Genomic DNA, 21,189 nt, shown 5'->3' on the forward strand with positions numbered 1-21,189 from the left:
ACATCAGGAAAACGCGCCGCGACAGGCATTCTTTAAGTGCGTGTCGGTCAGCGGCGGCCATGATCAGATCCACCTCGGTGCAACGCAATACACGTTGCGCGACTGAATATGACCAGAAGTGCCTGGCGCGTCATATCTTAGCCGCAACCACTCAAGAGTGAAACGCCCTTGGTAGAGCGTTTCGTCAAACCGCCGCGGCCATGTCGGGCTGCGTACCGAATAAAGGTGTCAGCGGGTCTCGCAACCAACGCTCCACCAATGGCCATACTTCGGCCTGCGCGGCCTTGCTGACCAGCATCTGCACATGTCCAAAATCCTCACTGAAACCTTGCTTGCGCCCCAGACACAGGACTGACGATGCTCGCTGCCGACTTGCTCGAAGAGCTGGCGGCACGCCCAGTCAGGGTCTTGACGATCACCGGCCGCACTGACCGCCAGCAGTGGCACGTCGACCTCTGCCAGGCCCTTCCACCAATCACGCTCGGCATCGCCAAAACGGCCAAACAGGCCGTTCCAGCGCATCGCTTCGATTATCACACCGGCCGGCTCGTCCTCCGGGCCGCGCTTGAATCGCGGGCCGGACACCTGGGCAAGGCGCTTGAGGATAAAACGCCCGCCCCACTCCACCGGTGGAATTTTCAACGGCCAATGGGTGCGACTGACCTGGCAGCCGAACAAGGCCACCGACGCTACCATTGGCGCCCCCAGGTGTTGGCCCCCCAGGGCCGCCGCCAAGGTCGTGGCACCCAGTGAATGCCCGACCCAATGGGGGATTTGCCCGCTTTGCTCACGCACAAACGCCCCGATGGCCGGCAAATCGTAGCGTGCGTAATCAGCGACACGGTTTCTGGCGTAGTCCTGGTTGCGCTTGGACAGGCCATGCCCGCGCATTTCCGGGATCCACACATCAAAGCCCCGGCGCGCCAGGTAAGCGCCCAGGCCAATGCCTTTGGGGGAGTACCAGAAGCGTCGATTGGAAAAACTGCCGTGCAACAAAATAATCGGCGTGCCCCGGTTTTCAGGGACATTGGCCAGGCCCAAACGGGTCACCGCCAGTTCGACGGTGCCGTCGGGACTGTTGCCGGGCTTGAGCCGGTACACATCTTCACTCAGGTCGCCACGACGCTCAGCGCTGATCAAGGCGACAGGAAATAGTTTGCTGCTGCTTTGCATAATGCTCTTGCACAAAAAAGGGCGGCGTCCGCAAGGAGTTCCGCCCTGTACAGATAAGAATGCCGGTCACCCTCTACGAGTGACCGGCACTTTTGACATAGCGACCTTAGGCCGACGCTTGGCCTTCCGCCAGGAAGAACCAGGTTTCCAGCACGGAATCGGGGTTCAGCGAGACGCTTTCGATGCCCTGCTCCATCAGCCATTTGGCCAGGTCAGGGTGGTCCGAAGGGCCTTGGCCGCAGATCCCGATGTACTTGCCGGCCTTGTTACAGGCCTGGATGGCGTTGGCCAGCAGCTTCTTGACCGCAGGGTTACGCTCGTCGAACAGGTGAGCGATGATCCCCGAGTCGCGGTCCAGGCCCAGGGTCAGCTGGGTCAGGTCGTTGGAGCCGATGGAGAACCCATCGAAGAACTCCAGGAACTCTTCGGCCAGGATGGCGTTGGACGGCAACTCGCACATCATGATCACGCGCAGGCCGTTCTCGCCACGAGTCAGGCCGTTTTCGGCGAGCAGGTCGACCACCTGGCTCGCTTCGCCCAGGGTGCGCACAAATGGCACCATGATCTCGACGTTGGTCAGGCCCATCTCGTTGCGCACGCGCTTGAGTGCACGGCACTCGAGCTCGAAGCAGTCACGGAAGGCTTCGCTGATGTAGCGCGAAGCACCGCGGAAGCCCAGCATCGGATTTTCTTCTTCCGGCTCGTAGAGCTTGCCGCCGATCAGGTTGGCGTATTCGTTGGACTTGAAGTCCGACAGGCGCACGATGACTTTTTTCGGATAGAACGCCGCCGCCAGGGTACTGATGCCTTCCACCAGTTTCTCGACGTAGAAGCCTACCGGGTCGTTGTAGCCGGCAATGCGCTTGTCGACGCTTTCCTTGATGTCCAGCGGCAGGCCGTCGTAGTTCAACAGAGCCTTGGGGTGCACGCCGATCATGCGGTTGATGATGAACTCCAGGCGGGCCAGGCCCACACCGGCGTTCGGCAACTGCGCGAAGTCGAAGGCGCGATCCGGGTTGCCGACGTTCATCATGATCTTGAACGGCAGGTCAGGCATGGCGTCGATGGAGTTCTGCTTGATATCGAAGCCCAGCTCACCTTCGAAGATGAAGCCAGTGTCGCCTTCGGCGCAGGACACGGTCACACCTTGGCCGTCCTTGAGCAGTTGGGTGGCGTTGCCGCAACCGACTACCGCAGGAATCCCCAGCTCACGGGCGATGATCGCCGCGTGGCAGGTGCGCCCGCCACGGTTGGTGACAATGGCGCTGGCACGTTTCATCACCGGTTCCCAGTCCGGGTCGGTCATGTCGGAGACCAGCACGTCGCCGGGCTGGACCTTGTCCATCTCGGACACGTCCTTGATGATCCGCACCTTGCCGGCGCCGATGCGCTGGCCGATGGCACGGCCTTCCACCAGCACGGTGCCGGTTTCCTTCAACAGGTAGCGTTCCATGACATTGGCCGAAGTGCGGCTCTTCACGGTCTCGGGACGGGCCTGCACGATATACAGCTTGCCGTCGTCACCGTCCTTGGCCCACTCGATGTCCATCGGGCACTTGTAGTGCTTCTCGATGATCATCGCTTGTTTGGCCAGCTCGCTGACTTCAGCGTCGGTCAGGCAGAAACGCGCGCGCTCGGCCTTGTCGACGTCAACGGTTTTCACCGAGCGACCGGCCTTGGCCTCGTCGCCGTAGATCATCTTGATCGCCTTGCTGCCCAGGTTACGGCGCAGGATGGCCGGGCGGCCGGCCTCAAGGGTGTGCTTGTGCACGTAGAACTCGTCGGGGTTGACCGCGCCTTGCACGACGGTTTCGCCCAGGCCGTAGGCACCCGTGATAAATACCACGTCACGGAAGCCCGATTCGGTGTCCAGGGTGAACATCACGCCGGCCGTGCCGGTTTCCGAACGCACCATGCGCTGCACGCCGGCAGACAGGGCCACCAGCTTGTGGTCGAAACCCTGGTGGACGCGGTAGGAGATCGCCCGATCATTGAACAGCGAGGCGAAGACTTCCTTGGCTGCGCGGATCACGTTTTCCACGCCGCGGATGTTCAGGAAGGTCTCTTGCTGGCCGGCGAAGGAGGCGTCCGGCAAATCTTCGGCGGTCGCCGAAGAGCGCACGGCCACGGCCATGTCCGGGTTACCGGCGGAAAGGGTCGCGAAGGCGGTACGGATTTCTTCGTTGAGCTTCTCGGGGAACTCGGCTTCCATGATCCATTGGCGGATCTGGGCGCCGGTCTTGGCCAGGGCGTTGACGTCGTCGACGTCCAGGGCGTCCAGCGCGGCGTGGATCTGGGCGTTGAGGCCGCTCAGCTCGAGGAAGTCGCGGTAAGCCTGGGCCGTGGTGGCGAAACCACCGGGCACCGAGACACCAGCGCCTGCAAGATTACTGATCATCTCGCCGAGGGATGCGTTCTTGCCCCCTACGTGCTCTACATCATGGACGCCGAGCTTATCGAGGGAAACTACGTACTCTACCAAGGTGATCTCTCCACTTTCTGTGTTGGAAAAGCTCAGGACGCCGGCCGCTCAGTAGGAGCTAACGCCAGCGCTTGTGGCCTGGACCTGGAAAATAAGTGAGAATGCGGCCCACTGCGGGACGGCAAAATCGCGCCTATCATATCCAAGATTCGCCATCAGCTTAAGGCCCAGGGCTCAAATGAAACGATCTGCTTTCTTTATCTCCGACGGCACCGGCATCACAGCCGAAACATTGGGCCAGAGCCTGCTCGCGCAGTTCGAAAACATTACCTTCGCCAAATTCACACGGCCTTATATAGACAGCGTGGATAAAGCGCGGGCCATGGTACAACAAATCAATCTGGCGGCTGAAAAAGACGGATTTCGTCCGATCATTTTCGACACCATCGTCAATCAAGACATTCGTGAGATTCTCGCAACGTCGAATGGTTTCATGATCGACATTTTCTCGACCTTCCTGGCGCCGTTGGAACAGGAGTTGAGTGAACACTCCTCCTACTCCGTCGGCAAGTCCCACTCCATCGGGCACAACTCCAACTATATGGAGCGGATCGAGGCGGTGAACTTCGCCCTCGACAACGATGATGGCGCCCGCACCCACTACTACGACAAGGCCGACCTGATCCTGGTGGGCGTGTCCCGCTGCGGCAAGACCCCGACCTGCCTGTACATGGCCATGCAATTCGGCATCCGTGCGGCCAACTACCCGCTGACCGAAGATGACATGGAGCACCTGACGTTGCCCGCGGCCCTGCGCGCCCATTCGCACAAGCTGTTCGGCCTCACGATTGACCCGGATCGGCTGACCGCCATCCGTAACGAGCGCAAGCCCAACAGCCGCTATTCCAGCTACGCCCAGTGTGAGTTTGAAGTGCGCGAAGTAGAAAATCTGTTCCGGCGCGAGAATATTGCGCACATCAATTCCACGCATTTTTCGGTGGAAGAGATTTCAGCGAAGATTTTGGTGGAGAAAGGTGTGGAGCGGCGCTTCAAGTAATCTCTGTCGCCTGATCTGACGCTATCGCAGGCAAGCCTGCTCCCACAGTTGGAATGCGTTCTCCTGTGGGAGCTGGCTTGCCTGCGATGAACGGTAACGCGGATTTACAGATGAAACCGCCCGCCCCCCTGCCCCAACGCCGTCGCCAGCGCATCAAACCCCTCGCGCAGTAACTGATCATCGCCAGATGTATTGCAGATACTCGCCCGGATAAACTGCGGCACCGCCGTCTGCCCCACGGCGAACGCCTCGGCAGTGGCAATCAGGTAATTATTTTGCTTGAGCTCTGCCTCGATTTCCGACGCACGCCATGGCTCCGGCACCTCAATCCAGAAGTGTGGGCTATTAAGGTGAGTGCGATAGGCCAGGCCATCGAGCAGGTCGCTGACCAAGGCTTTGCGACGGCTGATTTCGTTGATCTGCTGGCGCAGCAGGTACTCCGCCGTGCCGTTCTCGATCCATTGAGTGGCCAGCTCCAGGGTCACGGGCGTGGCCATCCAGCAGGTCGAGCGCAGTGCCGCCGAGATGCGGCTGACCAGTGCCGGTGGCGCGTGCACGTAGCCAACCCGCAAGCCTGCCGACACCGCCTTGCTCAGGCTACTGATCAAAATCGTACGCTCGGGCGCGAAATAGCTGAGGGGCGGCGGACGATCTTCCACCAGCACGCCGTGGGCTTCGTCCTCAAGAATCAGCAGGTTGTGTTCGCGGCACACCTTGGCCAGGGCTTCGCGGCGCGCAACCGATAACACCGCCGTCGTCGGGTTCTGAATAGTCGGCGTGCAGTACAACGCCGAAATCCGGTGATTACGACAGACCTCGTCCAGCGCCGTAGGCAGCACGCCCTCCTCATCCATGTCCAGGCCAATCAGCCGTATGCCGAGCATGCGCGCAGCGGTAATCAGCCCGGGATACGTCAGTTGCTCGGTGACCACCGTATCGCCGGCACGCAGCAACGCCATCATCGCGCACAACAAGCCATGCTGACCGCCGTTGACGCAGATGACCTGCTCGGGGATCGGATGAAAATCGCGCTGCACCAACCATTGGGCACCGGCTTCACGGTACCGCGGCAGGCCGGCGTCGGGGGTGTAGGCACTGATGTCCTGGAGGAACTTGGCGTTGGTCGACAGGGTTTGGAAGCTTTGGGCAAGAAACACCGTCTCCTGCCCAGGTATATGCATGTTGCGGCTCATGTCGAAGTATTGGCGCGGCTCCTCGCTGAAATTGCGAAAGCCTTCATCGCGCTGACGCTCCATCCCACGCTTGCGCACGAAGGTTCCATCACCTACTCGCGCGACCACCAACCCCAAGCGCTCAAGCTCACCATAGGCGCGGCTGATGGTGCCGATGGTCACCCCCAGATTGTCGGAAAGCACCCGATGGGGAGGCAGTTTTCGTCCCGGTTCAATCAAGCCTTCGAGGATGCCCCGCTCCATGACATCGGACAAGCGCTTGTACTTCACGCCCTGCCCGTTGGACAACCCCTCACGCATAATTGACACCATGTCAATATTTGTTTTGACAGTCATCTTTTGCCCTAATAGTGTGCTTTTACGGGTTCAATCGCCGATAAACATACCTCATTACAAGTTCAATATAGAGTTCAATTTCGGCTCAGGGAAGCAATAAACGATGCCAATGTCCGCCGTTCTCGAAAACACTGCAAAAACAAAAACGCAAAAACAGTGGTTGGCCGGGCTGGTGACCAGCGTGATGTTCCTCATCGTATGCCTGAGCTGGGGGACCACCTGGCTGGGCATCAAGATTGCCGTGGAGAGCGTGCCGCCGCTGACCTCCGCCGGCCTGCGCTTCCTGATCGCCTTCCCGCTGTTCCTGTGTTTTGCCCTGGTACGGCGCGAGCCGATCCTGTTCCCCCGGGAAAGTCGCTGGTTCTTCGTATTCGTGACCCTGTCCTACTTCAGCATTCCTTATTACCTGCTCAACTATGGCGAGATGCATGTGTCGTCCGGCCTCACCGCCCTGCTGTTCAGCTGCATGCCGGTGTTCATCCTGATCTTTTCCGCGCTGTTCCTGCGTGAGCGCATCTACTTCTCCCAGGTAGTCGGCATCGGCATCGGTTTCGCCAGCCTCTACATGATCATCAGAAGCCAGGGCCTGCACCTGGACCACGCCGAGTTCTTCGGTGTGCTTGCCATCCTGAGCGCGGCGATTATGCATGCCTTGTGCTATGTCATCACCAAGCAAAAAGGCAGCGCCATCAGCGTGATTACCTACAACACCCTGCCCATCGGCATTGCCGGGCTGATGCTGTTCGTGGCCGGCCTGTGGTTTGAAACTCCGGTCTTCCACGCCATCACCCTGCGTTCCTGGAGTGCGCTGTTCTACCTGGGGCTGGTGGCCTCGGTAGGCGGGTTCATCGTGTATTTCATGCTGCTCAAGCGCCTGAGCCCGATCATCCTGTCGTTCGTGTTCATTATCTTCCCGGTGTTCGCGGTCATCATCGGTGCCTGGTACGAAGGCGTGGAAATTTCCCGCGACCTGATGCTGTACTCGGCGATCCTGCTGGCCGGCTTTGCGATCACCAAGTTGCCCATCGAAAAACTCTTGGCCAAGAAAAATTGACCCCCAACCAACGCGAGAGAAACATGGAAGTCCTCCGCCCCACCGCCCTGGAACAAATCTACGCCCACGCCAGCCGCAGCTACCCCGAGGAATGTTGCGGTTTTGTCTTCGCCGACGGCAGCGTGTACCTGGGCAACAATATCCAGAACGAGTTGCACCGCAAGAACCCCGAGATATACCCGCGCAGCGCGGCCAACGGCTACACCTTCTCGGTGGCCGACACCTTGTTGATGAACAAGGCGTTTCGCAGCGACAACCCGGTGGTGGTGATCTACCACTCGCACCCGGATGTCGGCGCTTATTTCAGTGACGAAGACCAGGACAAGGCGCTGTTCCTGGGGGAGCCGATCTACCCCGTCAGCTATCTGGTGGTGGATGTTCGCCAGGGCCAGGCCCTGGGTTCAAAGCTGTTTGCCTGGGATGGCAAGCATTTCGCCCTTCAACCCTTCAACGACCTGCACACGGAGTTGTCCATGAACGCTGTCTCTTTCCCCGACATCCTGGTCCGCGTGGCCAAGCTGCCGGAATCAACCCTCGAGGGCACTGGATCGACATTGCGCGAAGTCATTGAAAACCTCTGCAGCAGTTACCCGCAGTTGCGCCAGCACCTGTTTCATGAAAACAACAACCAGCTCAAGGAACACTTCCTGTTCACCGCCGAGGAAGAACTGATCGAGGCCGACGAACGCTTGCCGGAAAAAGCCCGCATCGAAGTGTTGCTTGCCACCTCCGGCGGCATGGACGTCGATACCCTGAGCAATGAAGAAGTGCAGCGCTACGTGCGCCACATCACCCTGCCCGGCGTCGGTCGCGAGGGCCAGTTGAACCTGAAGAAAGCCAAGGTGCTGATCATCGGCACCGGCGGCCTGGGCTCGCCCATCAGCCTGTACCTGGCGGCGGCCGGCATCGGCACCCTAGGGCTGGTGGACTTTGATGTGGTGGAAAGCAGCAACCTGCAACGCCAGGTTGTCCATGGCAACAGCACCCTGGGGATGCCCAAGGTCGAGTCCGCCAAGCAACGCCTGCAAGACCTCAACCGCCATATCCAGATCAACGCCCACGACACGGCGCTCAACGCCGACAATGCCCTGGAGCTGGTGGGCGCCTATGACCTGGTGATCGACGGCACCGATAATTTTGACACCCGCTACCTGGTTAACGACGCCTGTGTACAGCTGGGCAAGCCCTTGGTGTACGGTGCCATCTACCGCTTCGATGGGCAGATCAGCGTGCTGAACTATAAAGGCGGGCCATGCTATCGCTGCCTGTTTCCCAAGGCTCCCCCTGCCGAACTGGCACCCAATTGCAGCGCCGGCGGCGTGATCGGCGTGCTCCCGGGCGTGGTGGGAATGATCCAGGCTACCGAGGCGATCAAGTTACTCATCGGCATTGGCGAGCCCCTGTCCGGGCGCCTGATGCGCTTCGACGCGCTGGCAATGAAATTCAGCGAGATCCGCTTCAAGCGCCGCGCCGACTGCCCTTGCTGCTCGGAGCTGCGCCACAGCGAAACCCTGGCCCCGGCGATCTGCGCAGATGCCGTACCAAGCCAACCATCGCTAGCGGCAGAGCGCTACATCAAGCCCCAAGGCCTCAAGCAAGTGCTCGAACACCCCAGCAGCGCCGATGTACTGCTGGATGTGCGCGACGCCAGCGAACTGGAAGTGTGCAAACTACCGGGCGTGGTACATATCCCCCTGGCCGAGCTGGATGGGCAATTGGCCAACCTGAGCCGCGACAACACCCATTACCTGATCTGCTACGCGGGCACCCGTGCCGAGCAAGCCGCCAGCACCTTACTGGCGGCCGGCTTTGCCAATACCAAAGTCCTGCAGGGCGGTATGAAGCACTGGGTTCGCGACGTCGAACCCGACATGCCTTTGTATTGATCGTGGGGGCGTGCTGATGTTGCATAACTCGATTCTCGACGTCATCGGCCAGACGCCGATCGTGCGCCTGGCGCAGTTTTCCGAAGACCTTGGCATCGAGGTCTACGCCAAGCTGGAGTCCCTCAACCCCGGCGGCAGCCACAAGGCGCGCATCGCCCTGGGCATGATCCTGGATGCCGAGCGCCGCGGCGTGCTGATCCGTGATTCCGGGCAAACCATTATCGAGCCAAGTGGGGGCAACACCGGCATCGGCCTGGTGATGGCCGGCAACGTGCTCGGCTACAAAGTAGTGCTGGTGATCCCTGACAACTACAGCCCCGAAAAGCAGAAACTGCTGCGCCTGTATGGCGCCAGAGTAGTGCTGTCGGACAGCCGCCTGGGTAACAATTCCCACGGCGAAAAGTGCATGGAACTGCAGTTGGAGAACCCCAACTACGTGATGCTCAACCAGCAGCGCAACGGCGCCAACCCTCAGACCCACCGCGACACCACCGCACCGGAAATCATCCGCGCCTTCGGTGAGCGGCGCGTGGACTACTTCGTCAGCGGTATCGGTACCGGCGGTCATATCACCGGCATCGGCGAAACCCTCAAGGCGACCTGGCCGGCGCTGCGCATCATGGGGGTGGAGCCGGAAGAATGCGACCTGTTGAAAGACCAGCACGCCGCGCACGCGATCCAGGGCCTGTCGATTGGCCTGATTCCGAGCATCCTCAACCTGGATGTGATCGACGGCATGCTCAAGGTGTCGCACGCGGCCTGCCTGGACATGATCAAACGCATCATGCGTACCGACGCCATCAGCCTGGGGTTGTCCTCGGCCGCCAACATGGTTGCCATCGCCCAACTCGCTCCCGAATTACCGCCTGAAACGGTGGTGTTGACCATGGTCTACGACAATGCCGACAGCTACCTGCCCAGTTTCGAGTAACGGGTTTTCCAACCATCCAGAATGCGGGGGTGCCTCCATGGGGGGCTTTATCGACATGCAACAGCTGCACGATGAGCTGCTGACCCATCTCATCACGACCCTGACGCCCGGACAGATGAAGCAGTTGGAACCGCACCTTGCGCCGCTGATCCAGAACGCGGCCCAGGCGGTGGCCGAAGACCTGATCGCCTACGCCTATCGTGACCCCGCATCACGTGGGCGCGGGGAGTTGATCCTGGAATCCTATGCCTCGTTCAAGGCAGTGCTGTTCTATCGCCTTGCGCATCTGGTGTGGAATTTCCCCGACCCTGGCCACGCGATGTTTTCGCGCATGGCCCTCAAGCTCAGCAATCAGGGCAAGATCCTCTCTGGCGCCGAGATTCACCCGGCGGCGCGCATCGGCCGGCGCTTTGTGCTGGACCACGGCTTCGGCACCGTTATCGGCGAGACCTGTGTGATTGGCAACGACTGCTACATCCTCTGCGGCGTGACCCTGGGCGCACGCGGCATCGCCAACAACCCGGACGGCAAGCGCCACCCGCGCCTGGGCAACAATGTCGAGGTGGGCGCCGGTGCCCGGGTGCTGGGTTATGTGTCGATTGGCGATAACGTGTTTATCAGCCCCTCCTGCGTGATCACCCAGGACGTGCCGGCAGGCACCAAGGTCAAGGTGGTCAACCAGATCCAACTGCAAAAAAACGATGAATCGGACCACAGCAACTACCTCGGCGCCTTTGCCCTGGATGAGCGCTTGCATGTCGTCGGCGAGGTCAGTGCCGGCCACAAGGTCACCGTGCTGGATGCTGACTTTCATCCACTGCAAGGGTTGATGCTCGAGCCCACGGTAAAAGAGCGGCATCACCTGCAATTCCGCCTGCATCGCCTCGACATCGGTGACCAACTGCCGCGCCTGCCGCTGAACCTGAAAGTCTGCGGACCAGAATTTGAAATCACCCTGCTCTCTCCTCCTGGCTTGAGCGCAATGGTGCGCCACCTGCTGCAAGCCAGCCCACTGATCGTCGGAGGTTGAAAATGTCCGTGCACACCATGGAAACCCTGGCGCTGTTCGACAGCGCGCCCTACCAGAACGCTTTCAGCGCCCGGGTGATTGCCGTCAGCGAACATGGCATCGCCCTGGAGCACACGCTGTTCTACCCCACCGGTGGCGGGCAACCGGGCGATACCGGCCATCTCACCCTGGCCGATGGCACCCGGGTCGAGGTGACGGGTACCGTGCGCGACCCGGTGTTGCGTTCGATCATCTGGCACCAGGTGGAGCATTGCCCCGAGCAATTGACCGCCGGCGTCCAGGTCGACGCGGGGCTGGATTGGGAGCGGCGCTACCAGCACATGAAGATGCACACCTGCCTGCACTTGCTGTGCTCGCTCATCGACGCGCCGGTGACCGGTTGCAGCATCAGCTCGGATAAAGGCCGCCTGGATTTCGACCTGCCGGAAATGACCCTGGACAAAGACAACCTCACCCGCGACCTCAACGCCCTGATCGAGCAGGCCCACGCGGTGAAGACCCTGTCGATGCCCGCCACCGAATACGCGACCTTGCTACAGATCACCCGCACCCAGGCGGTTGCGCCACCGGTGGTGTCGGGCTCGGTACGGGTGATTGAGATCCCCGGCATCGATATCCAGCCATGCGGCGGCACCCATGTGCTCAACACCGAGGAAATCGGCCGGGTGTTCTGCGAGAAAATTGAAAAGAAGAGCAAGCACAACCGCAGGGTGATACTGCGGTTTGAACAAGCTTGCGCCTGACCCGATAGTTGCCCCAATGATGGACAAATGTGGGAGGGGGCTTGCTCCCGATAGGGGTGGACCAGTCAATGAATCTGTTGACTGACACCCAGCTATCGGGAGCAAGCCCCCTCCCACATTGGCCGCGTTGTTTTTTAGATCACCAACAGGTCCATGAAACGGTTCACAGGCGTCGCCTCAAGCCGCGCCTGGTCCTTGCACAACGCAACAATCTCGGCGCTGCGCTGCGCGGTGAACCTCGTCACCAGGTTGGCCTTGAACTTGTCCTCCAGCAATGGAATGCCGTCCACTCGACGGCGACGATGGCCAATCGGGTACTCCACCGCCACTTGCTCGGTGCAAGTGCCATCGGTAAAGAACACTTGGATAGCATTGGCGATGGAGCGCTTGTCGGCTTCCAGGTACTCGCGGCTGTAGCGAGGGTCTTCGACAATGACCATCTTGCCGCGCAACTCATCAATGATCGGGTGGGCCGCGTGGAAGTCATCTTCGTAGTGCTCGGCCACCAGGTTGCCGAACGCCAATGGCACGGCGGTCATGTATTGCAGGCAATGGTCACGGTCGGCGGCGTTGGCCAGTTGACCGACCTTGGAAATGATACGAATCGCCGACTCATGGGTGGTGATCACGATGCGCTCGATCTCGTGCAGGCGCGGCTTGACCTGCGGGTGCAGGGTCACCGCCGCTTCACAGGCGGTTTGCGCGTGGAACTCGGCAGGGAAGCTGATCTTGAACAGCACGTTTTCCATCACGTAGGTGCCGTAGGGCTGGGACAGGCTGAAGGTGCGCTTGTCCTCAGGCTTGAGCGCAAGATCCTTGTTGGTGTGGCTGAACAACACATCATAAAAGCCCCACTGCGGCGCACTCAGCACACCGGGGATGCCCATCTCGCCACGCAGGGCGATATCCGCCAGACGCACGCCGCGGCTCGATGCGTCCCCCGCGGCCCAGGATTTGCGCGAGCCGGCATTCGGCGCATGCCGATAGGTGCGCAACGCCTGCCCATCGACAAAGGCGTGGGACAGAGCAGATAGCAGCTGTTCACGGTTAGCGCCCATCAGCTTGGCGGTGACGGCTGTGGAGGCAACCTTCACCAGCAGCACATGGTCGAGACCGACGCGGTTGAAAGAATTCTCCAGGGCAATCACACCCTGGATTTCGTGGGCCATGATCATCGCTTCCAGCACCGCACGCACGGTCAGCGGCGCGTCGCCATTGGCGACGCGCTTTTGCGACAGGTGATCGGCCACCGCGAGGATGCCGCCAAGGTTGTCCGAAGGATGGCCCCATTCAGCGGCGAGCCAGGTGTCGTTGTAATCGAGCCACCGCACGATGCAGCCAATATCCCAGGCAGCCTTGACCGGGTCGAGGCGAAACGAAGTGCCCGGCACGCGCGCGCCGAACGGCACCACGGTGCCCTCCACTATCGGCCCCAGGTGCTTGGTGCACTCGGGGAAGCGCAGGGCCAGCAGGCCACAACCAAGCGTGTCCATCAGGCAATTGCGGGCAGTGTCCAATGCGTCCCGGGAGTCGATGCGGTAGTTGAGGACATAGTCGGCGATGTCCTGCAAAACCTGGTCGTAGTCGGGGCGGTTGTTCTGGTCGACGTTGGCGCTCATGGCAGTTCTCCTAAAAGTTGGGTTGTTCCATCCTCAGGGTCAGGGTTAATCGTTGCGCAGGTCTGATTGCCTGCTTGTATCCCTGTGGGAGGGGGCTTGCTCCCGATGACGGTGGGTCAGTTAATGAATGGGGCGACTGACACCCTGCTATCGGGAGCAAGCCCCCTCCCACATAAAGCTAAAAAGCGTCGCCCGGAACGCGTACGAAGCCTTCCATCAGCACCCGCGCACTGCGGCTCATGATGGCTTTTTTCACCACCCATTCGCCGTTCACTTGGGTGGCCTCGGCGCCAACGCACAACGTCCCGGACGGATGCCCAAAGCGCACGGCATTTCGCTCAATACCGCCCGCCGCCAAGTTGACCAAGGTGCCGGAAATCGCCGCCGCCGTGCCAATCGCCACCGCCGCGGTGCCCATCATCGCGTGGTGCAGCTTGCCCATGGACAGGGCGCGCACCAGCAGATCCACATCGCCGGCCTTGATAGCCTTGCCGCTGGACGCCACGTAATCGGCTGGCTTGGCCACAAATGCCACCTTGGGCGTGTGCTGGCGCTGGGCGGCTTCGTCCACATGCTTGATCAACCCCATGCGCAGCGCGCCGTAGGCGCGTAGGGTCTCGAACATCGCCAGGGCCTTGGGGTCGCTGTTGATCGCGCCTTGCAGCTCGGTGCCGGTGTAGCCGAGGTCTTGGGCATTGATGAAAATCGTCGGAATGCCGGCGTTGATCAATGTGGCCTTGAAGGTGCCCACGCCGGGCACTTCCAGGTCGTCGACCAGATTGCCCGTGGGGAACATCGAGCCGCCGCCGCCCTCTTCTTCTGCCGCCGGGTCCATGAATTCCAACTGGACCTCGGCGGCCGGGAAGGTCACGCCATCGAGTTCGAAGCCCCCGGTTTCCTGCACCGCACCGTCGGTAATTGGCACGTGGGCGATGATGGTCTTGCCGATATTGGCCTGCCACACTCGCACAACGGCTATACCGTTGTGCGGCACGCGGGCCGGATCGACCAGGCCCGCGCTGATGGCGAAAGAGCCCACCGCCGCCGAAAGGTTGCCGCAGTTGCCGCTCCAATCGACAAACGGCTTGTCGATGGAGACCTGGCCGAACAGGTAGTCCACGTCGTGATCGGCGCGGGTGCTTTTAGCGAGGATCACGCTTTTGCTGGTGCTCGAGGTAGCCCCGCCCATGCCGTCGATCTGCTTGTCGTAGGGGTCGGGGCTGCCGATCACTCGCAGCAGCAAGGCATCGCGCGCCGCCCCCGGGACCTGCGCCGCTGCGGGCAGGTCCTTGAGGCTGAAGAACACGCCCTTGCTGGTGCCGCCACGCATGTAGGTGGCAGGGATCTTGATTTGCGCTACGTGTGCCATGGTAATCCTCTTCAGGCGGTCGCCGCCGATTCCAGGAAGTCCTGGGCGAAGCGTTGCAACACGCCGCCCGCCTCGTAGATCGACACTTCTTCGGCGGTGTCCAGGCGGCAGGTCACCGGCACTTCGACACGTTCGCCATTCTTGCGGTTGATCACCAGGGTCAGTTGCGCCCGCGGGGTGCGTTCGCCGACCACGTCATAGGTTTCACTGCCGTCGATCTGCAGGGTGTGGCGGTCGGTGCCCGGCAGGAACTCCAGGGGCAACACGCCCATGCCCACCAGGTTGGTGCGGTGGATGCGCTCGAAGCCTTCGGCGGCAATCGCCTCCACACCGGCCAGGCGCACGCCCTTGGCGGCCCAGTCGCGGGACGAGCCCTGGCCGTAGTCGGCACCGGCGATGATGATCAGCGGTTGCTTGCGCTCCATGTAGGTCTCGATGGCTTCCCACATCCGCGTGACCTTGCCTTCCGGCTCGATACGCGCCAGGGAACCCTGCTTGACCTTGCCGTTTTCCTGCACCATTTCGTTGAACAGTTTCGGGTTGGCGAAAGTAGCGCGCTGCGCAGTCAGGTGGTCGCCACGGTGAGTCGCATAGGAGTTGAAGTCGACCTCCGGCAAGCCCATTTTCGCCAGGTATTCACCCGCAGCGCTGTCGAGCATGATCGCGTTGGACGGCGACAGGTGGTCAGTGGTGATGTTGTCCGGCAGTACCGCCAGCGGGCGCATGCCCTTGAGCGGTCGCGCACCGGCCAGCGCGCCTTCCCAGTACGGCGGGCGGCGGATATAGGTGCTCTGCGGGCGCCAGTCGTACAGCGGGGTGACTTTGGGGCCGGTGTCTTCGTGGATCGCGAACATGGGGATATACACCGCACGGAACTGCTCGGGCTTGACCGACGCCTTGACTACCGCGTCGATCTCTTCATCGCTCGGCCAGATATCTTGCAGGCGGATTTCCTTGCCGTCGGCGTCGAAGCCGAGCACGTCCTTCTCGATATCGAAACGGATGGTGCCGGCAATCGCATAGGCCACCACCAACGGCGGCGACGCCAGGAAGGCTTGCTTGGCGTAGGGGTGGATACGCCCGTCGAAGTTGCGGTTGCCCGACAACACCGCGGTGGCGTACAGGTCGCGGTCGATGATTTCCTGCTGGATCACCGGGTCGAGGGCGCCGGACATGCCGTTGCAGGTAGTGCAGGCAAACGCCACCACGCCGAAACCGAGCTTTTCCAGCTCATGGCCGAGGCCAGCTTCTTCCAGGTACATGGCCACGGTTTTGGAGCCCGGCGCCAGGGATGACTTGACCCACGGCTTGCGGGTCAGCCCGAGCCTGTTGGCGTTGCGCGCCAACAGGCCTGCGGCGATCACGTTGCGCGGGTTACTGGTGTTGGTGCAACTGGTGATGGCAGCGATGATCACCGCGCCGTCGGGCATCTGCCCTGGCACTTCGTCCCACTGGCCGCTGATGCCTTTTGAAGCCAGGTCGCGGGTGGCAACACGGGCGTGGGGGTTGCTCGGGCCGGCCATGTTGCGCACGACGCTGGAGAGGTCGAAGGTCAGCCCGCGCTCGTATTGCGCGCCCTTGAGGTCATCGGCCCACAGGCCGGTGTGGCGGGCGTACTGTTCCACCAGGGTGACTTGCTCATCTTCGCGGCCGGTGAGTTTCAGGTAGGCGATAGTCTGTTGGTCGATATAGAACATCGCGGCCGTGGCGCCGTATTCCGGGGCCATGTTGGAGATAGTTGCGCGGTCGCCCAGGGTCAGTGCCGAAGCCCCTTCGCCGAAGAACTCCAGCCAGGCGCCGACCACTTTCTGCTGGCGCAGGAACTCGGTGAGCGCCAGCACCATGTCGGTGGCGGTGATGCCTGGTTGCAGCTTGCCGGTCAATTCTACACCGACGCTTTCCGGCAGGCGCATCCACGATGCACGGCCGAGCATCACGCTCTCGGCTTCCAGGCCGCCGACGCCGATGGCGATCACGCCCAGGGCGTCCACGTGCGGGGTGTGGCTGTCGGTGCCGACGCAGGTATCCGGAAAGGCAACGCCATCGCGCACCTGGATTACCGGGGACATTTTCTCCAGGTTGATCTGGTGCATGATGCCGTTGCCCGGCGGGATCACATCGACGTTCTTGAAGGCCTTTTTGGTCCACTCGATAAAGTGGAAGCGGTCTTCGTTACGACGGTCTTCGATGGCGCGGTTTTTCTCGAATGCCTGCGGGTCGAAACCACCGGCTTCGACGGCCAGGGAGTGGTCGACGATCAGTTGGGTCGGCACCACCGGGTTGACCTGGGCGGGATCGCCGCCTTGCAGCGCGATAGCATCGCGCAGGCCGGCGAGGTCCACCAGCGCAGTCTGGCCGAGGATGTCATGGCATACCACGCGGGCCGGGAACCACGGGAAGTCGAGATCGCGCTTGCGGTCGATCAACTGTCCCAGAGACGCATTGAGGGTGGCCGGGTCGCAACGGCGCACCAGGTTCTCGGCAAGCACGCGCGAGGTGTAGGGCAAGGTGGCGTAGGCGCCGGGGGTGATTGCCTCGACAGCCGCACGAGCGTCGAAGAAATCCAGGCGGCTGCCGGGGAGCGGTTTGCGAAACTCAGTGTTCATCGTCAGGACTCGGTCACGGTGATTACAAAAGGGACCTACTGATCCAGATTTGAAATGCAGTCCAAATGTGGGAGGGGGCTTGCCCCCGATGGCGGTGGTTCAGTGCCAGTTGTATCAGCTGACAGAATGCTATCGGGGGCAAGCCCCCTCCCACATTTTTGGCCTCATTCCAATTCTGGAAGCGTTGGTTTTCAGCGACGTTCGATTGGCACGAACTTGCGCTGCTCAACGCCGATGTACTCGGCGCTTGGACGGATGATGCGGTTGTTGGCGCGCTGTTCGAACACGTGCGCGGCCCAGCCAGTCAGGCGCGAGCACACGAAGATTGGCGTAAACAATTTGGTCGGGATGCCCATGAAGTGGTACGCCGAGGCATGGTAGAAGTCGGCGTTGGGGAACAGCTTTTTCTGCTCCCACATGGTCTTGTCGATAGCCTCGGAGACCGGGAACAACACGGTGTCGCCCACTTCATCAGCGAGTTTTTTCGACCAGCCCTTGATCACTTCATTACGCGGGTCGCTGTCTTTATAGATGGCATGGCCGAACCCCATGATCTTGTCTTTGCGCGCCAACATGCCGAGGGTGCCTTCGACAGCGTCTTCGGCCGAGGAGAAGCGCTCGATCATTTCCATGGCCGCTTCGTTGGCACCACCGTGCAGCGGGCCGCGCAGGGAACCGATGGCGGCGGTAACGCAGGAGTACAGGTCGGACAAGGTCGAGGCACATACCCGAGCAGTGAAGGTCGAGGCGTTGAATTCGTGCTCGGCGTAGAGGATCAGCGATACGTTCATGACCTTGACATGCAGCTCGCTCGGTTTCTTGCCATGCAGCAGGTGCAGGAAATGGCCGCCGATGCTCGCTTCATCAGTCACGCAATCGATGCGTTTGCCGTCGTGGCTGAAACGGTACCAGTAGCACATGATCGCCGGGAACGCGGCGAGCAGGCGGTCGGTGACATCGCGTTGTACGCTGAAATCCTGCTCCGGCTCGATATTGCCCAGGAATGAGCAACCGGTGCGCATCACGTCCATTGGGTGGGCGTCGGCGGGGATGCGTTCGAGCACTTCCTTCAGCGCCTGGGGCAAATCACGCAGCTTGCTCAGTTTGGCGCTGTAGGCGGCCAGTTCGGTCTTGGTTGGCAGTTCGCCGTACAGCAGCAGGTAGGCGACTTCTTCAAACTGCGCATCGGCAGCGAGTTCGCGCACGTCGTAGCCGCGATAAGTCAGGCCGGCCCCGGCTTGGCCCACGGTGGACAGAGCAGTCTGCCCGGCCACCTGGCCACGCAGGCCGGCGCCACTCAATACTTTTGCTTCAGCCATGTTCGTTCTCCAATCTTGAATTTATTAGGGAGGCGCACCGCATCACTTTTTCGCGGCAAACAGCGCGTCGAGCTTCTGCTCGAAGGTGTGGTAGTCGATGCGATCATAGAGCTCCATGCGCGTTTGCATGGTGTCGATCACGTTCTGTTGGGTGCCATCGCGACGGATCGCGGTGTAGACGTTCTCGGCGGCCTTGTTCATGGCACGGAAGGCCGAGAGCGGGTACAGCACAATGGAAACATCGGCAGATTTCAACTGTTCGGTGGTGTACAACGGGGTCGCGCCGAACTCGGTAATGTTAGCCAGAATCGGGGCCTTTACGCGGGAGGCAAACAGCTTGTACATCTCAAGTTCGGTAATGGCTTCCGGGAAGACCATGTCGGCACCGGCTTCGATACAGGCCGCGGCACGCTCAAGGGCGGACTCCAGGCCTTCGACAGCCAGGGCGTCGGTGCGCGCCATGATCACGAAACTGTCATCGGTGCGCGCATCCACGGCGGCCTTGATACGGTCGACCATTTCCTGCTGCGACACGATCTCTTTGTTAGGGCGATGCCCGCAGCGCTTGGCACCCACCTGGTCTTCGATATGGATGGCGGCGGCGCCGAACTTGATCATCGACTTGACGGTGCGCGCCACGTTGAACGCCGAGGAGCCGAAACCGGTGTCCACGTCGACCAGCAACGGCAGGTCGCATACGTCGGTGATGCGCCGCACATCGGTGAGTACGTCATCCAGGCCGGTAATACCCAGGTCCGGCACGCCGAGCGAGCCGGCGGCTACCCCGCCACCTGACAAGTAGATCGCCTTGAAACCGGCGCGCTTGGCCAGCAGCGCGTGATTGGCGTTGATGGCGCCGACCACTTGCAAGGGCTTTTCGCTGGCAACTGCGTCACGGAAACGCTGGCCGGGAGTGTTGTTGTTGGAACTCATGACTCACCTCGTGATGAAGGAGCGCCGTCCGGGAAGTGACGGGCAATGTTGCGTTTGGATGCGCCGATATGTCGGCGCATCAACAGTTCGGCCAGCTCGCCATCGCGATCGGCAATCGCGTCAAGAATGCGGTGATGCTCGGCAAAGGCCTGGCGTGGACGATTGGGAGTGGTGGAGAACTGGATGCGGTACATGCGCACCAGCTGATACAGCTCGCCGCACAGCATCTGCGTCAGGGTACGGTTACCGGCGCCCTGGATGATGCGGTAATGAAAGTCGAAGTCGCCTTCCTGCTGGTAGTAACCGACACCGGCCTGGAACGCCGCATCCCGCTCATGGGTGTGCAATACCTGGCGCAGCTCTTCGATTTCCGCGTCGGTCATGCGCTCGGCAGCCAGGCGGCAGGCCATGCCTTCCAGGGACTCGCGGATTTCATAGAGTTCGATCAGCTCGGCATGGCTCAAAGACACCACCCGCGCGCCAACATGGGGCACGCGTACCAGCAGGCGTTGGCCTTCCAGGCGGTGGATCGCCTCACGCAGCGGGCCGCGGCTGATACCGTAGGTACGCGCCAGCTCCGGCTCGGAGATCTTGCTGCCGGGGGCAATCTCACCCTTGACGATAGCCGCCTGGATACGCCGGAAGACGTTCTCAGACATGGTTTGGGATTCGTCTGACGTCGCTATCGGAATTTCCGCCTGATCGAGCATATTGTCGACACCTTTCAAATCAATGCGGCAAAAACTAGCCAATCACCCCGCAATAGTCAAAGAATAAATAGGTATTGTCGACAATCGTCTAATAGGCTCGCTTTACTTATGCCGGGCATGGCCGCCTGCCAGCGCTGGCGCCAAAAAAGCATCATGTTAGAATGCCCGGCGTATTTGCCTGACATCTCTGGATGAAACGGCGCACGAGGGAGTTTGCGCAGCAATGCCAGTCGCCTTGAATTGAACATCGCACGGCACCGCCTCAGGATTTATGAGACTCAAGCCCTTCCCCCTGTTTTTCTGCCTTCTGTTTATACCCAGCCTCGGCATCGCCGCCGAGAAGACGGTGTATGGCCTCAATGAATACGCCAAGCTGGACGGTATCGATCTGGAAGTCGCGGCCAAGCTCGACACCGGCGCCAAGACCGCCTCGCTGAGTGCCCGTGACATCAAGCGATTCAAGCGCAACGGCGAATCCTGGGTGCGCTTCTACCTGGCCATCGACACCGCCCACTCCCACCCCATCGAACGCCCCCTGGCCCGCGTCAGCAAGATCAAGCGCCGCGCCGGTGACTATGACCCCGATGAGGACAAGAACTACACCGCCCGTCCGGTGATTGCCCTGGATATCTGCATGGGCACTGCTTTACGCAGCATAGAAGTGAACTTGACTGACCGCAGCGCTTTCCAATACCCGCTGCTGATCGGCTCCGAGGCGCTCAAACGCTTTGATGCGCTGGTCGACCCCAGTCTTAAATACGCAGCAGGCAAACCTGCCTGCGCCGCCGACGCTCATACCGCCGAGTAA

15 protein-coding genes and 1 pseudogene are annotated in these 21,189 nt (G+C 61.0%); 7 read left to right on the forward strand and 9 right to left on the reverse strand.

Going from position 1 to position 21,189, the window contains the following annotated elements; genetic code table 11:
- Positions 1 to 184: 184 nt before the first annotated feature.
- Both ASD70_RS03420 and ppsA read right to left on the reverse strand, forming a co-directional pair.
- Positions 185 to 1,173 (reverse strand): annotated as a pseudogene (locus ASD70_RS03420) (alpha/beta fold hydrolase).
- 106 nt (positions 1,174 to 1,279) lie between these two features.
- Entirely contained in the window at positions 1,280 to 3,655 is a 2,376-nt protein-coding gene (gene ppsA / locus ASD70_RS03425; protein ID WP_043047082.1) for a phosphoenolpyruvate synthase, read from the reverse strand.
- A 178-nt stretch (positions 3,656 to 3,833) separates the two neighbouring features.
- On the opposite strand from ppsA, the gene ppsR reads away from it, so the two are divergent.
- A complete protein-coding gene (gene ppsR / locus ASD70_RS03430; RefSeq protein ID WP_003193298.1) occupies positions 3,834 to 4,652 on the forward strand; it encodes a posphoenolpyruvate synthetase regulatory kinase/phosphorylase PpsR in 819 nt (272 codons plus the stop codon).
- A gap of 104 nt (positions 4,653 to 4,756) precedes the next feature.
- Here the strand turns inward: ppsR and ASD70_RS03435 are convergent, their stop codons facing one another.
- Positions 4,757 to 6,181, reverse strand: a complete 1,425-nt coding sequence (locus ASD70_RS03435) for an aminotransferase-like domain-containing protein (protein WP_056845656.1) — start codon at positions 6,179 to 6,181, stop codon at positions 4,757 to 4,759.
- A 160-nt stretch (positions 6,182 to 6,341) separates the two neighbouring features.
- On the opposite strand from ASD70_RS03435, the gene ASD70_RS03440 reads away from it, so the two are divergent.
- From ASD70_RS03440 to ASD70_RS03460, 5 genes are read left to right on the forward strand one after another with little or no spacing between them, the layout of a single operon-like run.
- Entirely contained in the window at positions 6,342 to 7,235 is an 894-nt protein-coding gene (locus ASD70_RS03440; RefSeq protein WP_162252745.1) for a DMT family transporter, read from the forward strand.
- A gap of 23 nt (positions 7,236 to 7,258) precedes the next feature.
- Positions 7,259 to 9,121, forward strand: coding sequence for a molybdopterin-synthase adenylyltransferase MoeB (gene moeB, locus ASD70_RS03445; RefSeq protein WP_056845657.1), 1,863 nt, complete (start codon positions 7,259 to 7,261; stop codon positions 9,119 to 9,121).
- Positions 9,122 to 9,137: 16 nt separating this feature from the next.
- Positions 9,138 to 10,052, forward strand: a complete 915-nt coding sequence (locus ASD70_RS03450) for a PLP-dependent cysteine synthase family protein (RefSeq protein ID WP_056845687.1) — start codon at positions 9,138 to 9,140, stop codon at positions 10,050 to 10,052.
- Between the two features lie 37 nt (positions 10,053 to 10,089).
- Positions 10,090 to 11,082 (forward strand): serine O-acetyltransferase, encoded by a 993-nt coding sequence (locus tag ASD70_RS03455; RefSeq protein ID WP_046071656.1) that lies wholly within the window; start codon positions 10,090 to 10,092, stop codon positions 11,080 to 11,082.
- A 2-nt stretch (positions 11,083 to 11,084) separates the two neighbouring features.
- Positions 11,085 to 11,825 carry an alanyl-tRNA editing protein gene (locus ASD70_RS03460; protein WP_046071655.1) on the forward strand — a complete coding sequence of 247 codons (741 nt, stop codon included), beginning with the start codon at positions 11,085 to 11,087 and terminating at the stop codon, positions 11,823 to 11,825.
- A 134-nt stretch (positions 11,826 to 11,959) separates the two neighbouring features.
- Here the strand turns inward: ASD70_RS03460 and prpD are convergent, their stop codons facing one another.
- The 6 genes from prpD to ASD70_RS03490 form a co-directional block, all read right to left on the reverse strand.
- Positions 11,960 to 13,444 (reverse strand): 2-methylcitrate dehydratase, encoded by a 1,485-nt coding sequence (gene prpD / locus ASD70_RS03465; RefSeq protein WP_056845658.1) that lies wholly within the window; start codon positions 13,442 to 13,444, stop codon positions 11,960 to 11,962.
- A gap of 178 nt (positions 13,445 to 13,622) precedes the next feature.
- On the reverse strand, positions 13,623 to 14,813 hold the full coding sequence (prpF, locus tag ASD70_RS03470) for a 2-methylaconitate cis-trans isomerase PrpF (RefSeq protein WP_056845659.1): 1,191 nt from the start codon (positions 14,811 to 14,813) through the stop codon (positions 13,623 to 13,625).
- A gap of 11 nt (positions 14,814 to 14,824) precedes the next feature.
- Positions 14,825 to 17,419 carry a Fe/S-dependent 2-methylisocitrate dehydratase AcnD gene (acnD, locus tag ASD70_RS03475; protein WP_056845660.1) on the reverse strand — a complete coding sequence of 865 codons (2,595 nt, stop codon included), beginning with the start codon at positions 17,417 to 17,419 and terminating at the stop codon, positions 14,825 to 14,827.
- Positions 17,420 to 17,610: 191 nt separating this feature from the next.
- Positions 17,611 to 18,738, reverse strand: a complete 1,128-nt coding sequence (gene prpC / locus ASD70_RS03480; protein WP_056845661.1) for a bifunctional 2-methylcitrate synthase/citrate synthase — start codon at positions 18,736 to 18,738, stop codon at positions 17,611 to 17,613.
- A gap of 42 nt (positions 18,739 to 18,780) precedes the next feature.
- Positions 18,781 to 19,671: a methylisocitrate lyase gene (prpB, locus tag ASD70_RS03485; protein WP_056845662.1), complete on the reverse strand. Its 891-nt coding sequence runs from the start codon at positions 19,669 to 19,671 to the stop codon at positions 18,781 to 18,783.
- Complete coding sequence (locus ASD70_RS03490; protein ID WP_056845663.1) at positions 19,668 to 20,381, reverse strand: GntR family transcriptional regulator; 714 nt, start codon at positions 20,379 to 20,381, stop codon at positions 19,668 to 19,670. The genes prpB and ASD70_RS03490 overlap by 4 nt, the downstream gene beginning before the upstream one ends.
- Positions 20,382 to 20,652: 271 nt before the next feature.
- On the opposite strand from ASD70_RS03490, the gene rloA reads away from it, so the two are divergent.
- Positions 20,653 to 21,189, forward strand: coding sequence for a retropepsin-like aspartic peptidase RloA (gene rloA / locus ASD70_RS03495; protein ID WP_046071648.1), 537 nt, complete (start codon positions 20,653 to 20,655; stop codon positions 21,187 to 21,189).

It is taken from the genome of Pseudomonas sp. Root569, from assembly GCF_001427465.1.
GTDB classification, from domain to species: Bacteria; Pseudomonadota; Gammaproteobacteria; order Pseudomonadales; family Pseudomonadaceae; genus Aquipseudomonas; species Aquipseudomonas synxantha.